This is a genomic window from Streptomyces sp. NBC_00009 (assembly GCF_045040855.1).
Taxonomy (GTDB): Bacteria; Actinomycetota; Actinomycetes; order Streptomycetales; family Streptomycetaceae; genus Streptomyces; species Streptomyces aureus.
In genome coordinates, this window is the sequence record NZ_CP108312.1 from 4,338,911 (window position 1) to 4,352,363 (window position 13,453).

General features: G+C 71.1%; 19 protein-coding genes. 5 read left to right on the plus strand and 14 right to left on the minus strand.

Features of this window, described 5'->3' with window-relative positions; all coding sequences use genetic code 11:
* Positions 1-58: 58 nt before the first annotated feature.
* The 4 genes from OHA58_RS19690 to OHA58_RS19705 form a co-directional block, all read right to left on the minus strand.
* Positions 59-334, minus strand: a complete 276-nt coding sequence (locus OHA58_RS19690; RefSeq protein WP_405480266.1) for a hypothetical protein — start codon at positions 332-334, stop codon at positions 59-61.
* A 53-nt stretch (positions 335-387) separates the two neighbouring features.
* Positions 388-924, minus strand: coding sequence for a hypothetical protein (locus OHA58_RS19695; RefSeq protein WP_405480267.1), 537 nt, complete (start codon positions 922-924; stop codon positions 388-390).
* A 584-nt stretch (positions 925-1,508) separates the two neighbouring features.
* Positions 1,509-1,721, minus strand: a complete 213-nt coding sequence (locus tag OHA58_RS19700; RefSeq protein ID WP_405480269.1) for a DUF397 domain-containing protein — start codon at positions 1,719-1,721, stop codon at positions 1,509-1,511.
* Entirely contained in the window at positions 1,696-2,541 is an 846-nt protein-coding gene (locus OHA58_RS19705) for a helix-turn-helix domain-containing protein (protein ID WP_405480271.1), read from the minus strand. The genes OHA58_RS19700 and OHA58_RS19705 overlap by 26 nt, the downstream gene beginning before the upstream one ends.
* A 114-nt stretch (positions 2,542-2,655) precedes the next feature.
* On the opposite strand from OHA58_RS19705, the gene OHA58_RS19710 reads away from it, so the two are divergent.
* Both OHA58_RS19710 and OHA58_RS19715 read left to right on the plus strand, forming a co-directional pair.
* Complete coding sequence (locus OHA58_RS19710; protein ID WP_405480273.1) at positions 2,656-2,877, plus strand: hypothetical protein; 222 nt, start codon at positions 2,656-2,658, stop codon at positions 2,875-2,877.
* A complete protein-coding gene (locus OHA58_RS19715; protein ID WP_100595718.1) occupies positions 2,874-3,077 on the plus strand; it encodes a hypothetical protein in 204 nt (67 codons plus the stop codon). The genes OHA58_RS19710 and OHA58_RS19715 overlap by 4 nt, the downstream gene beginning before the upstream one ends.
* An 11-nt stretch (positions 3,078-3,088) precedes the next feature.
* Here OHA58_RS19715 and OHA58_RS19720 read toward each other — a convergent pair whose 3' ends face one another.
* From OHA58_RS19720 to OHA58_RS19745, 6 genes are all read right to left on the minus strand, one after another.
* The gene (locus OHA58_RS19720) at positions 3,089-3,424 is read right to left on the minus strand and encodes a helix-turn-helix domain-containing protein (RefSeq protein WP_405480275.1); all 336 of its coding nucleotides are present in this window, start codon (positions 3,422-3,424) and stop codon (positions 3,089-3,091) included.
* A gap of 60 nt (positions 3,425-3,484) precedes the next feature.
* On the minus strand, positions 3,485-3,754 hold the full coding sequence (locus OHA58_RS19725; protein ID WP_405480276.1) for a type II toxin-antitoxin system RelE/ParE family toxin: 270 nt from the start codon (positions 3,752-3,754) through the stop codon (positions 3,485-3,487).
* Positions 3,751-4,020: a type II toxin-antitoxin system Phd/YefM family antitoxin gene (locus tag OHA58_RS19730; protein ID WP_405480278.1), complete on the minus strand. Its 270-nt coding sequence runs from the start codon at positions 4,018-4,020 to the stop codon at positions 3,751-3,753. Before OHA58_RS19730 ends, OHA58_RS19725 begins: the two co-directional genes overlap by 4 nt.
* A 92-nt stretch (positions 4,021-4,112) precedes the next feature.
* Positions 4,113-5,600 (minus strand): PTS transporter subunit EIIC, encoded by a 1,488-nt coding sequence (locus OHA58_RS19735; protein ID WP_405480280.1) that lies wholly within the window; start codon positions 5,598-5,600, stop codon positions 4,113-4,115.
* Between the two features lie 55 nt (positions 5,601-5,655).
* Positions 5,656-6,612 carry an N-acetylmuramic acid 6-phosphate etherase gene (murQ, locus tag OHA58_RS19740; RefSeq protein ID WP_405480281.1) on the minus strand — a complete coding sequence of 319 codons (957 nt, stop codon included), beginning with the start codon at positions 6,610-6,612 and terminating at the stop codon, positions 5,656-5,658.
* A 61-nt stretch (positions 6,613-6,673) separates the two neighbouring features.
* A complete protein-coding gene (locus OHA58_RS19745) occupies positions 6,674-7,594 on the minus strand; it encodes a MurR/RpiR family transcriptional regulator (protein WP_405480282.1) in 921 nt (306 codons plus the stop codon).
* A 125-nt stretch (positions 7,595-7,719) separates the two neighbouring features.
* Between OHA58_RS19745 and OHA58_RS19750 the strand changes: the two genes are divergently transcribed.
* Both OHA58_RS19750 and OHA58_RS19755 read left to right on the plus strand, forming a co-directional pair.
* Positions 7,720-8,082: a hypothetical protein gene (locus OHA58_RS19750; RefSeq protein ID WP_405480283.1), complete on the plus strand. Its 363-nt coding sequence runs from the start codon at positions 7,720-7,722 to the stop codon at positions 8,080-8,082.
* Entirely contained in the window at positions 8,082-8,357 is a 276-nt protein-coding gene (locus OHA58_RS19755) for a DUF4031 domain-containing protein (RefSeq protein WP_405480284.1), read from the plus strand. Before OHA58_RS19750 ends, OHA58_RS19755 begins: the two co-directional genes overlap by 1 nt.
* Here OHA58_RS19755 and OHA58_RS19760 read toward each other — a convergent pair.
* The 4 genes from OHA58_RS19760 to OHA58_RS19775 form a co-directional block, all read right to left on the minus strand.
* Positions 8,305-9,540, minus strand: coding sequence for a Cmx/CmrA family chloramphenicol efflux MFS transporter (locus OHA58_RS19760; RefSeq protein WP_405485052.1), 1,236 nt, complete (start codon positions 9,538-9,540; stop codon positions 8,305-8,307). The genes OHA58_RS19755 and OHA58_RS19760 overlap by 53 nt on opposite strands.
* A gap of 109 nt (positions 9,541-9,649) precedes the next feature.
* Complete coding sequence (locus OHA58_RS19765) at positions 9,650-10,150, minus strand: GNAT family N-acetyltransferase (RefSeq protein WP_405480286.1); 501 nt, start codon at positions 10,148-10,150, stop codon at positions 9,650-9,652.
* Between the two features lie 58 nt (positions 10,151-10,208).
* Positions 10,209-10,859 (minus strand): hypothetical protein, encoded by a 651-nt coding sequence (locus tag OHA58_RS19770; protein WP_405480287.1) that lies wholly within the window; start codon positions 10,857-10,859, stop codon positions 10,209-10,211.
* A gap of 54 nt (positions 10,860-10,913) precedes the next feature.
* Positions 10,914-11,105, minus strand: a complete 192-nt coding sequence (locus OHA58_RS19775; RefSeq protein ID WP_405480288.1) for a hypothetical protein — start codon at positions 11,103-11,105, stop codon at positions 10,914-10,916.
* 266 nt (positions 11,106-11,371) lie between these two features.
* On the opposite strand from OHA58_RS19775, the gene OHA58_RS19780 reads away from it, so the two are divergent.
* Positions 11,372-13,426, plus strand: coding sequence for a HelD family protein (locus tag OHA58_RS19780; RefSeq protein ID WP_405480290.1), 2,055 nt, complete (start codon positions 11,372-11,374; stop codon positions 13,424-13,426).
* Positions 13,427-13,453 lie beyond the last annotated feature (27 nt).

The window sequence follows — 13,453 nt, forward strand, 5'->3', positions numbered from 1 at the left end:
TAAGTACATCTCTGTCGGCCCCCGGGACCACTTGGTCCCGGGGGCCGACGGCGTGTTGTCAGACCGCCTGCTCCTCGTACGTGCGCCATGCGTCGCGCCCGGCCTGCGCCGCGCTCTGCGCCTGGTGGAGGGTCCGGGCGGCGAGCTCGCCGGGCGGCACCTCCCAGCTGCCGGTCCAGGTGCGGCCCGCGCGGACCAGCTCATAGACCAGCAGGCCGACACCCGCCGCGGAGACCAGCATCCCGGCGCCGGTCAGCACGGCGCCGGCGGTCAGCCGCCCCTGGTCGGGACGGAACTCGGTCCAGGAAATCTTCGAGAACGTGCTCTCAGCCATAACTTCAGAATGCGGGACGGCTCGCGCGGGCGCATGTGGAGCGCCGGACGCCGTCAAGGCGCCCCGGTGGTCCTTCCAGGGCAGCTCCCGTCGTCGACGGTGAAGTCCACGGCGTCGTAGCCCATCGCCTTCGGCCGCTGCACCGCATGGACGTGCAGGCAGAAGGCGGTATCGGTGCCGCGGGCCGTGACCGAGAAGTCGGCGTCCTCGGTGCCGCCGTACCAGATCGTGGATTCGGGCGGGTCGGAGGCGAGGGTGACGGTGAGGGCGTCTTCCGGGCCCTGCCCGTGCCGCGCGATGTCCTGCGTCAGGATGTCCTCGTAAAGCCCGGTGTCGGTGCCCGGGCCGGCCCGGTCCTCCGACAGCTGCGTCGTCGCGCCCGTCACCGCGGTCCGCAGGTCGTCACTCTCCCAGCCGCCCCGGAAGAGGTCCGGGTGGTACAGCACGTAGAGCGCACCCGCCGCGAACAGCAGCGAGCCGACGATGAGGACGCGTCCGACGGGGTTGCGCGCGTTGTAGACGTAGCGGTTCGTGCCCCAGTTGCTCCGGACGAAGACGCGGTCGTCCGGGTGTTCGCGGTCGTGGCTCATGGGGCCATTCTGATACGGCAGTTGAGGCCGGTTCATCCCCGTGCCCGGGGGAGCGCAGCGCTGCCGCGCGGGCGTGGACCTGGGTGGGAGGGCGGTTGAGGCCCGCCTCCCGTTCCTTGGAAAGAGCGCTCGGGGCTGGCGACTTGAGCTCCGAGTGAGCTTGTGGCCCGAATCTGCCCAACCCCGCCGAGATCCGCCGCAGATGGCTGGTGGACCGGGGCCCGGCCCTGGCTGACCCCGCCCTCGACAGGGAGATTGGCGGATCCGGGCCAATCAGCCTCGCTTCCGGGGCAACTCCTCTGCCACCCCAAGAACCCGCTCGCCCGCGCCCTGCCGCGACCGCCGCCTCCCCCACCTGCCTGTTGCTGCCGCTTCTTCTTTGCGGTTGGTCTCTGCGTTGTCGCGAAAGATACCGGGTTGCTGAACTCGTACCCACTCACTGACCGTCATTGGGGAAAGCCGGCCCCCACCAGTCCGCAGCCGAACGGAAAACTGATGGAGGCTCCCGCAACCACCCGCCTTCGCCAGCCACGCAATCTGCTTGTGATCTTGCGCCACTGCCGGGGCGGGCGGGCGGACGCGCCCTAGCGCTCTCCCTTGAGATCCGTGATGAACGCGGACCAGGCGTCCGCCCGGAGCACGAGCTTCGGGCCGTCGGGGTTCTTGGAGTCCCGGACGGGGACCAGGCCGGGGTGGTCGTGGGTGACCTCCAGGCAACTGCCGCCTTCGCCGCCGCTGTACGTGGATTTGCGCCAGGTGGCCGAGGCGAGGTCAAGCTCCGGGGGCGTGATCTTCATGTGCGTAATCCTCCGCCACTGCTGCGATCAGGGCCAGGGATTGTTTCGGGGTGAGTGCGTCGGCCCTGAGCAGATCGTAGGACAGCTGATGGCGGGCGACCGTGGCCGGATCGTCTGTGAGCTGGCCTGTGCTGGGCGCTTCGATGAAAGCGAGCGGAGGTGCATCAGCGAAGTGCAGTAGTTGGAGGAAGCCGGTCATCGATGCGTGCGCCCCCGCCGAGAACGGCACCACCTGAACGATCACCCGGCGCCTGCCGATCAGAGCGGCGATGTGGCGCAGGGCCTCGGCCATCACCGCAGGTCCGCCGACTTCCCGGCGCAGGGCGGCCTCATCCAGAACTGCCCACAACAAGGGCTCTGTTGGATCGTCGAGGAGGCGGGTCCGTTCCATTCGGGCCGCCACCAGCTTGTCGATCGCCTCCTCCGGGGCCGTGGGCTGGTAGGCGAGGAAGACCGCGCGGGCGTAGGACGGGGTCTGGAGCAGGCCAGGGATCAGCAGCGACTCGTACTGCCTGATCTCGATCGCGATGGCCTCCGCCTCGGCCGCCTCCGCGAAGTGCTCGGGGTGCTTCGACTCGTTCGCCTTCACGCAGTGCCGGACGAAGAACCCCGCCGTCCCCAGCGCCTCGTCCAGCCGTTGCGCCATGTCCGGCAGGATCCTGCGCGTGCCCGCCTCCATCTGGCCGACGTACGACCCGCTCACGAACAGCAGTTCACCCAGGGCCTGTTGGGTCAGGCCCGCCCGCTCTCTCGCGTGGCGGAGTTCCTCGCCGACCATGACGCGGCGGGAGGCGGGATCGAGGTCCTTCGGTCCGGTCACGTGCATCGACTCCCAGAGCAACAAAGGGATTGTTGGGCCGCTACCCCTGGAAAGCGTAGAGCCGATCCCGTCACGCTGTGTGGTGAAAGCAGAACTTGGCGTGAAGGAGTGGCGATGGTGGTGCGGGACGCGGAGCGGCTGCGGGTGGTCGAGGAGACCATCGGGCAACTGCGGGCCGAACTCGGGGTGTTGGACGTGCTGCTGCCGTCCCTGCGGGTCGACCCCGTGTCGGCGGCGGGGGAGGTCGGCTATCCGCTGGTGGACCTGGGATGCGTGAACCTCGATACGGCGATGCGGCTCGTGGCCGTACTGCACGAAGGGCGCGCAGCGCGATGAACATCGGCGCGTACGTGATCGACGTACGGGACGGACGCGTCGGGCAGGTCATGGGGCGCGAGGGCGGTTACGTGCAGTTGCGGCCGCCCGGCGGCGGGCGCGAGTGGGACTGTCCGCCGGAGGCGGTGGAGCCGGCGCCCGTCGCGGAGGAGCTGCGGGCGCGGGTGCGGGTGGTGAACCGGGAGGGGCGACTGCCGTGAGGTGGGCGTTGTCAGGCGGCCGGGTGCGCCGTGAAGGTGACCGATTCGTGGTGGACGTCGATGGTGACGTTCAGGGACGCGTTCAAGGCGGTGGTCAGGCGGCGCAGCAGGGGCAGCGTGGGGACTGCGTCGGCGCCTTCGACGCGGGAGATCTTCGCCTGGGTGAGGCCGGCGAGATCGGCGAGTTGTGTCTGGGTGAGGCCCAGTTCCCGGCGACGGTCGTAGACGGCCTTGGCGAAGGCCATGGCGAGCCGGATCTCGGCGCGTTCGGCTTCGACTTCGCGGGACTCGACGTAGCCCTCGGTGAGCTTCCTCTCGCGGTCCAGTTTCCAGCGTGTGTGGCTCATTTCGCGTCTCCGTCCTTTGCTCTCATGGCGCGGCTTCGCTCTATCGGGTGAGGCCAGGCTCTACAGGTTGCGATAGACGTCGCGGCGGTTGCCGAGATGGACGACCAGGACGGTCAGGACGTTGTCGTGGATCTCGTAGACGACCCGGAAGCCGCCGACACGCAGCCGGTACAGGCCGTCATGCCTCGTGAGCTTCTTGGTGTCCGCGTCGTCCCGGTGGGGGTCGTCGCCGAGCGGGGTGAGGGCGGTGAGGATGCGCAGGGCCTGCTGGCGGTCGATGGAGCGGAGCTGGCGCTGGGCGTGCGTGGTGAAACGGAAGGCGTACTTCACGCTGCGTCGCCTCGGCCGCCGTCGCCCTCGAAGAGGTCGGCGAGCAGCTCGGCCATGCCGACCGTCGGGTCGCCTCGGTGCCGCTCGGCCTCGCGGGCCGCGAGTTCGTCAGCCGCTTCGTCGAGTGCGTCCAGGACCTCTATGGGCACCAGCGCCGCCACGCGCTTTCCTTTGCGTGTCAGTACGGTCACCTCGCCGGCCTCGGCCTTGTCGACGACCTCCGCCAGATGGGCGCGGGCTTCACGGATGGTGACGTTCTCGCTCATGGTGCCAGCCTACTCGTGTGTACGCATCCATGTGTACACACGAGCAGGCGGCCCCTTATGCGGCGGTGCCCGGTGGGCGATGGCGGAGCGCGTCAGACGCCCGCCAGTTCCTTGTGCGGCGACTCGGGCGCCGGAGGATGGGACTCGCCCGCTTCCACATCCGCGTTGAGCTCCACCAGCATCTGCTTGCTGAAGCCGAAGAAGTACGTCGCCACGAAGCCCACGATGTAGCCGACCAGCAGGCCCGCGCCGTAGATCGCGACCGTCGTGCCGAGGCCCTTGTTGCCGTCGAGGAGCGGGAACAGCGCCCAGCCCGAGGGACCGATCGCCGTGGAGCCGACCTTGTCGCCGATCATCGAGAAGAAGCCGACGAACGCGCCGCCCGCCGCGCCGCCCACGCACGCCGTGATGAAGGGGCGGCCGAGCGGGAGCGAGACGCCGTAGATCAGGGGTTCGCCGACGCCCAGGAAGCCTGCGGGGAGCGCGGACTTGATCGTCGTACGGATCGACTTGTTGTGCTTGAGGCGCTTGAACACCGCGATCGCACAGCCGACCTGGCCCGCGCCCGCCATCGCCAGGACGGGGAGCAGGACGGTGTAGCCCTGCTGCTCGATGAGCGTGGTGTGGATGGGGATGAGGGCCTGGTGCAGGCCCAGCATGACCAGGGGGAGGAACAGGCCGCCGAGGACCAGGCCCGCGAAGGCGCCCGTGTTGTCGAGGAGCCAGTTCGCCGCGGTGCCGATGCCCGTGGAGATCTCACCCGCCACGAACATCAGGCCGAAGATCGTGACCAGGCCGGAGACCAGGACCGTGAGGGTGGGCGTGACCAGCACGTCCACCGCCTCCGGCACCCACTTCCTGCACCACTTCTCGATGTACGTCGCGAGGACCGCGGCGCCCAGCGCGCCCAGCACGCCGCCCTGGCCGGGCGACAGCTTCTGGCCGAACGCCTCGATGTTCGCGACGCCCGCGTACACGATGATCGCCGCGACCGCGCCGCCCAGGATCGGCGTACCGCCGAACTCCTTCGCCGTGTTGTAGCCGACGAACACCGCGATCAGCGCCATGAAGCCGGAGGCGATGGTGGCCAGGGCGGGGGTGACGCCCGGCAGCCAGTGCAGGTTGATCAGCAGGCCGTTGATGCCGGCGATGATGCCGCAGCCGATCAGCGCCGGGATCAGCGGCACGAAGATGTTCGCGATCCTGCGCAGGAACAGCTTGAACGGCGTCGCGTTCTTCGCCTTGCGAGCCGCCCTCAACTCGGCGCCCTGGGCGGCGAGTTCGTCCGCGGTGACCGCGTGCGGCTCCGGTGCGGCCGTCTTGCCGTCCTGCACCAGCTCCTCGAACTCCGGGGTGACCCGGGCGACCTTTCCCGGTCCGAGGACGATCTGGTACGTCTCGTCGTCGACCACGCCCATGACGTCGGGCAACGCCTTCAGCGCGTCCTCGTCGACGAGTGCGCGGTCGGCCAGGCCGAGACGGAGCCGGGTCATGCAGTGGGCTACGGACGTGATGTTCGATGCGCCGCCGACGAGAGGAAGGATCGCGGCGGCCGTGGCGCGGTTCTTTGAGTCAGCCATGGGTCGTGGTGCCTTGCTGTGCGTGGTGCGTGGGGGGTGGGACGTACTTCGGGGGTTACGGGGTCGTGGTGGCCGAGGCCTGGAGCGCGGCGCGCAGATGACCCTTGCTGTCGGTCAGGAGGCGGGCGGCCGTCGGGCCGTCGACCGAGCCGAGGATCACGAGGATGGCGTTCTTCACCTCCCCGTCCGTCGCGGCGAGCGCGGCCTCGATGTCGGCGTCGTCCGCGCCGGTGGCCAGGGCGACGATCCGGCGGGAGCGGGCGCGCAGCTTCTCGTTCGAGGCGCGTACGTCCACCATCAGGTTCCCGTACGTCTTGCCGAGCCGGATCATGGTGATCGTCGACAGCATGTTGAGGACGAGCTTCTGGGCCGTGCCCGCCTTCAGCCGGGTGGAACCGGTGAGGAGCTCGGGGCCGACGACGACCTCGATGCCGTGGTCCGCGGCCGCCGCGAGCGCGCTGTCCGCGTTGCAGGACAGGCCGATCGTGAGGGCGCCCCGGCCGCGCGCGTGCTCGACGGCGCCGATCGCGTACGGGGTGCGGCCCGAGGCCGAGATGCCGACCACGACGTCGTCCGCCGTCAGACCCAGTGCGTCCAGATCCTGGGCCGCAAGCTCCTTGGAGTCCTCGGCGCCCTCGACCGCCTTGACCATGGCGCTCGGGCCGCCCGCGATCAGACCGACGACCTCGCTCGGGTCGGTGTTGAACGTGGGCGGGCACTCGGACGCGTCCAGGACGCCGAGCCGGCCCGCCGTGCCCGCGCCCGCGTAGACGAGGCGGCCGCCGCGGGCCATCCGCTCGGCCGTGCCGTCGATCGCGGCGGCGATCTGCGGGAGCTGCTCGGCGACGGCGGTGGGGACGCTCGCGTCCTCGCCGTTCATGATCTGCGCGATCTCCAGCGTCGACAGCTGGTCGATCTCGGAGAGCTCCGGGCGGAACGCCTCCGTGGTGAGCGTGGCGAGCTGGGCGCGCAGTTCGCTGTAGTTGTCGGCGGCGTCGGTCGTGGAGGTCATGACGTGTGCGGCTCTTTCCGGTGCGGCAGTGGGGGGCGGGGGAAGGGCGGGTGCGCGTCGCCTAGCGGGAGCCGCGCGGCCTGTGACGGTGCGCGAGCGCCTCGTACGACGCCGACAGGGCGGGGGCCGCCGTCTCGTACGTACGCTGCGCGACGCCCACGAACAGGCAGTCCACGACGAGCAGCTGGCTCGTGCGGGACGACATCGCGGCCGGCCGCAACTCGCTCTCGCGCGCCGTGGACGTGGTCAATATGTGGTCGGCGTACTGCGAGACCGGGCCGTCGGGGCGGCCGGTGATCGCGATCGTGGCGGCCCCGTGCTCGAAGGCGACGCGCAGCGGTTCGATCACGTCGCCGGTCGATCCGGAGTGCGTGATGGCGATGGCGACATCCTTGGCGCGCAGCTGCACGGCGTTGGTGATCGCCAGGTGCGGGTCGCCGTGGGCGTGGGCGATCAGCCCGATGCGCAGGAGCTTCTGGGCGAGGTCCTGGCCGACGAGGCTGGACGCGCCGATGCCGTAGATGTCGATGCGGCGGGCGCCCGCCAGCGCGTTCACGGCCGCGCCGAGCTGCACGGTGTCGAGGCCGGCCGCGGTGTCGGCGAGGGTCTGCTGCTCGTCGTACGCGAGCTTCGCGACGACGTCGGCGATGGGGTCGTCGACCGCTATGTCCGCGGTGACGGCGGGGGCGCGGCCCGACTGCTGCTGGGCGGCGAGCCCGGCGAGGGCGAGGCGCAGGTCCCGGTATCCGGGGTAGCCGAGGAGGCGGGCGGTACGGACCACCGTCGCCTCACTGGTGCCGGTGAGCTCGGCCAGGCCGGTGACCGTGAGGGCCGCGCAGCCGGCCGGGTCCCCGGCGACGGCTTCGGCGACCCGCTGCATGGAGCGGGTCATCGACGGCGCGAGGGTCCGCACCTTGGCCGCGAGGGCGGCCGGGGCGGGCGGCGCGTCGCCTGCGAAAATTTCCTTCACGTTGCTGGTCACATTTGAAAGATATTTTCAGGGGGGTGAGACGTCAAGAGTCCTTCGGCTGTGCCGTAGGGCACGTCCCCCAGGGCACTTCGGCCGTTCTGCGGGGCGCGTGCGCCAAGGGGAGGACAATGGGCTTCATGGACATCAGCCCCCTCGAACAGGCACTGCACGCGGCCCGTGCACTCGTACTCGCCGACCTCGGCTCCGGTGAGGTCGCCCACGCCGACGTCGTCTCCCTCGTCGAGGAGTCCATAGTGCAGCGCCGCTGGTGGGTCGAGGAGTGGCCGGAAGGGGTCGAATTCGTCGCCGGGCTCGTCGCCCAGGACGTCCAGGACGGGCTCCTCGAACGCTACGGCCGCTGGCCGCTGTGCCCCGTGTGCGGCTCCGGCGAACCCCACGCCCTCGATGTGGAACCGGAGTTGGGCCCCGACCCGCACTGGGTGTGCAGCGAGGCGGGCGTGGTCGTGGCGCCCGTGGGGTCCCTCGGTACCGTCGTGTGATGACCGTCTACATCGATCCGCCGACCTGGCCCGGCCACGGGCGCATGTGGTCCCACGTGGTCAGCGACGTCTCCTTCGACGAGCTCCATCTCTTCGCCGAGCGGCTCGGCGTCCCGCCCCGCGCCTTCGAGCGCGACCACTACGACCTGCCGTCGCACCGCTACGCGGACGCGGTGCGGGCCGGGGCCGTGAAGGTCGGCTCGAAGGAGCTGGTGCGCAGGCTCACCGAGGCGGGGCTGCGGAGGCCGAAGGGGCGTCCTGCGGTGGGGAGTTGAGGTCCTTGGAGCCGGACGACGCCACGAGCTTCGTGGCCGATCCGCGGTGCAGGCGCAGTGACGCCGCCGTCGCGCCGATCGCCGTCACCGTCATCGCCGCGCCTGCCCACGCCGTCGCCGGGTAGCCGAGCCCCGCGTCGATCACCGTGCCGCCGAGCCACGGCCCGCCCGTGTTGCCCAGGTTGAACGCCGCCGTCGTCGTCGCCCCGGCGAGCGTGGGGGCCGCGCCCGCCACGTTGAACATGCGGGCGTTCAGCGCCGGCGCCGTGTAGAACGCCGAGAAGCCCAGCAGGAACGACAGCACCACCGCCGCCACCGCGAACCCGCCGAGCAGCGCCAGTGCCACCAGGAACACCGTGGACGCCGCGATGCCGCTCAGCAGCACCCCGAACAGATGCGCGTCGGCGACCCGCCCCCCGACGGTCGTGCCGACCAGCGCGCCGACACCGAAGAGCGCGAGGACCGTCGGGACCCAGCCCTCGTCCAGGCCCGCCACATCCGTGAGCAGCGGCGACAGATAGCTGAACGCGCAGAACACGCCGCCCGCGGCCAGCGCCGTCACCGTGATCGACAGCCAGACCTGGCTGTCCCGGTAGATCGCCAACTCGCGCCGCGGCCGCGGCCTCTGCGCCGGGAGCGGGATCCGCGGGATCAGCGTCACCACCCCCACCAGCGCGATCGCCGAGGCCACGCCCACCGCCCAGAACGCCGCCCGCCAGCCCAGACCGTCACCGAGGAACGCGCCCGCCGGGACGCCCAGCACGTTCGCGATCGACAGCCCGCCGATCATCACCGCCAGGGCCCGCGCCCGCTGTGTCACCGGCACCATCGCGATGGCCACCGCCGCACCCACGGCCCAGAACCCGGCGCAGGCCAGCGCGCTCACGATCCGCGACGCGAACAGGACCGCGTACGTCGGCGCCAGCGCGCCCGCGACCTGGCCCAGGCCGAACACCGAGATCAGCGCGATGAGTGTGGTGCGGCGCGGCAGGCGCAGCGTCGCCACGGCGAGCAGCGGCGCGCCCACCACCATGCCGATCGCGAACGCCGATATCAGCAGGCCCGCCTGCGGGATCGTGACGTCCATGTCGTCGGCGATCGCGGGCAGGATGCCGGACAGCATGAACTCGGACGTGCCCAGCGCGAACACCGCGAGGCCCAGGATGTAGACGGCCGGCGGCATGCGGGTGGGGGCGCCCGCGGGGGTGTCTTCGGCGGTGTCTCCGGCGGTGTTTTCGGGAGCTTTTCGAGCAGAGTCATGCATGACGTGACACAACGCGACGCAGCGTTGCTCAAATTCCCGACAGTTCGTAGGCGCAGAGGTCCGTCGTCGTCGCAATCCGTACGAAACCGGCGCGCTCCAGTACCCGTTGGGACAGCCCGTTGTCCAGGTCCGTGTTCGCCGTCACCGCCGTGACGCCCGGCTGCGAAAGCGCCCACGCGGCTATCGCGGTCACCGCCTCCGTCGCGTAGCCCCGGCCGCGCGCCCCCTCCGTCACGTCGTAACCGATCTCCACGCGGCCCTCCCCGTCCGGCGCGCTGTGGAAGCCGATCCCGCCCACCGCCCGTCCGTCCTCGGCCCGCACGATCGCGTACGTTCCCCAGCCCTCGCGGTACGTGCCCGCCGCGTGCGCCTTCACCGTGATCCCCGAGCCGGTCCGGGTGCCGTCCGGTGCGTCGCCGTCCAGCCAGGCGAAGCCGCCCGATCCGCTGTCTGCGTGGAGGTCCCTGGCCGACTCGAGGGACAGCTCGTGCAGGCGTACGCGCGCGGCCGCGATGGTGAGGAGAGTCATGGGCCGAGGATGCGGCAGCCGCGCGCGCCGATCAACCGGTTTGAGCCGCGCGCGCCGATCAACCGGTTTGCGGAGTCAGCAGGGCCAGCTCGGCCGTGAGGTTCTCGCGGGCCCGCTCCTCCCAGTGCGCCGCGCCGTACGGGGTGCGGAACAGGCGGGGCAGGGCGAGGAGTTGGCGCAGAACCGCGGCGCGGCCCTCGCGGAACGGTTCGTCCGGTACGAAGCCGTACTCCTCCCGGACCGCCGCCGCGTAGGCCGCGTACGCGTCCGGGGCCGCCGCCAGGATCGCGAGGTCCGCGTCGCACAGGACCTCGCCGTTGTGGTCGTCCTCGTCCGGGTCGTGCGTCACCGTGAGCATGACCAGGCGGCTCACCTCGTCGATCTGCTGCTCCGTCAGGCCCGCTTCCGCCAGGGCCCGTTCCGCGAGGCGCGCCGAGCGCTCCTCGTTCGTCGAGCGCTCGGGGAGATACACCGCGTCGTGGAACCAGGCCGCGAGGCGGACCAGGGCCGGGTCGTCGGCGTGGTCCTCCAGTTCGTCGATGCGGTCCAGGACCGCCTTGAGGTGCGTCGTCGTGTGGTAGCGGCGCTGTGGCTCCGACCAGCGGGCCAGGAGGTTGTCCGCGTAGGCCTCCGGGGTGGTGGGGGTGGCTGTCGTGGGCTGCGCCGTGGCGAGTGTGTCCGCCCAGGCTTTCCTCAGGTCGTCCCGCATGCGGCGACCCTAGACCCTGCCGGTGAACTCGTCGGCAGGCCCCGTCGGCACTCCCTAGTCCGGGGGTGGCCCGTATGGGCCTGATCGTTTCTGTACGCCGGCCTCCTCGTCGTACTCACCCAGAAGGATCACGCCGAGCGCCGAGGTCACGATGACCTTGGCCGCTCGCAGGACGTTTCCGAGGCGGTGGGGGTGGTGGGTTTCCGTGGCGGCGGTGGCACCGTGAGTGAAGGTCATGGTCGTCATGCCTCCATGGTGGAATACGGGCATTCCGTGCACATCGGTCCGGAGTTGTAGGTTGCGGCGGCGGGGGTGCGTCCTGGGGGTGACTCCGTCCCCTAGGGCCCTCACGGCTCCCCGGGAAAACGGGAAATAAATGTGTTGGTCGTGTGTCGGGGCCGGAGTAAGGTGGTCCGCCTTGCCCGCCTCCCTCCGTGGAGCGCCACCGCCCGGACGGAAACCGGCCGGTCGCCGTGTGTAACCGAACCCCCCGGAGCCCGGAGGCATAGCCCGTGTCCCTCGACGACCCGCTCTCCCGCGAGCGCGCCCACCTGACGTCGTCCCGTGCCGCCCTGCGCGCCATGCGCGAGGACGTGGAATCCCTCGACATCGCCGACGTCACCGCGAACTGGGTGAACGCCGCCGTTCTGCAGCGCCAGATCGACGACCGGATCAAGGCCCTGGCCGATCTGTCGCACACCCCCTTGTTCTTCGGGCGGCTCGACTACCTGCACGCCCCCGGCGCCGACCAGGCCGAAGGGGCCGAGGGGGAGCGGTTCTACATCGGGCGGCGGCATGTTCATGACGCGGTGGGCGATCCGATGGTCATCGACTGGCGCGCCCCCGTCTCGCAGCCCTTCTACCGCGCCTCGAAGAAGGACCCGATGGACGTCGGGCTGCGGCGGCGGTTCGGTTACACGGGCGGGGATCTCACCGCGTACGAGGACGAGCGGCTGTCCGACCCCGCCGAGGCCGAGGTCGTGAGCGCGCTGCTCCAGGCCGAGATCGAGCGGCCCCGCGTCGGACCGATGCGCGACATCGTCGCCACCATCCAGCCCGAGCAGGACGAGATCGTGCGCAGCGGGCTCTCGGGGTCCGTGTGCGTCCAGGGAGGGCCCGGGACCGGGAAGACCGCCGTCGGCCTCCACCGTGTCGCCTACCTGCTCTACGCCCATCGCGAGCGGCTGGCCCGGACCGGGACCCTCGTCATCGGACCGAACCGGTCCTTCCTCCACTACATCGAGCAAGTCCTCCCCGCTCTGGGTGAGTTGGAGGTCAAGCAGGCCACTGTCGACGACCTCGTCGCCCATGTGGAGGTGCGGGGCGCCGACAGTGCGGACGCCGCCGTGGTCAAGGGTGACGCGCGGATGGCCGAGGTGCTGCGGCGGGCCGTGCGCTCGCACATCACGCTGCCCGTGGAGCCCGTGGTGGTCGTGCGCGGGTCCCGGCGCTGGCGCGTGCCCGCGTATGAACTCGAGGAGATCGTGCGGGAGCTGATGGCCCGGGACATGCGGTACGGCGCCGCCCGCGACGCCCTTCCGCAGCGCATCGCCCACGCCGTTCTCGTACAGATGGAGCGGTCGGGCGAAGCCCCCGACGACCGTGTGCAGGACTCCGTGGCCAGGAACGCGGCCGTCAAGGCCGCCGTGAAGGTCCTGTGGCCCGCCGTCGATCCCGCGAAGCTCGTGCTGCGGCTGCTGTCCGACACCGAGTTCCTCGCCGAGCACGCGGAGGGTGTGCTCAGCGAGGACGAGCAGAAGTGCGTGCTGTGGGAGCGGCCGGCGCGCAGCGTGCGGGCCGCCAAGTGGTCCTCCGCCGACGCCGTGCTGATCGACGAGGTCACCGACCTCGTCGCCCGTACGCACTCCCTCGGGCATGTGGTGCTCGACGAGGCGCAGGACCTCTCGCCCATGCAGTACCGGGCCGTCGGGCGGCGCTGCACCACCGGGTCCGCCACCGTCCTCGGTGACCTCGCGCAGGGCACGACGCCCTGGGCCACACGCAGCTGGGCCGAGGCGCTGCGGCATCTGGGCAAGGAGGAGGCCGTGGTCGAGGAGCTGACCGTCGGATTCCGCGTGCCGCGCGATGTCATCGCGTACGCGTCCCGGCTGCTGCCCCACATCGCGCCCGGCCTCGCGCCCGTCTCGTCCGTCCGTGAGAACCCCGGCGCCTTCGAGGTCCGGGAGGCGGCGAACGGGGCCGACGACGTGGTCGCCGCGTGCGCAGAGGCGCTGGAGCGGGAGGGGTCCGTGGGCCTCATCGCCGCCGACGCCCGCATCCCGGCCCTGGCCGCGGCCCTCGCCGACGCCGGGCTCACCTACCTGGGCCCCGGCGAGGAGACCACCGCGCAGACCCGCCTCACCCTCGTGCCGGCCTCGCTCGCGAAGGGCCTCGAATACGACTACGTGGTCCTCGACGAGCCCGCCGCCGTGGTCGACGGCGAACCCGACGAGCGGACCGGACTGCGTCGCCTGTACGTGGCGCTGACCCGAGCCGTCTCCGGGTTGGTCGTGGTCCACGCCGCGGAGCTGCCGGAGCAGCTCGGGGGAGCGCTGCAGGGGGCCTAGGGCCTGTCTTCAAATTCCCGCCTGCCC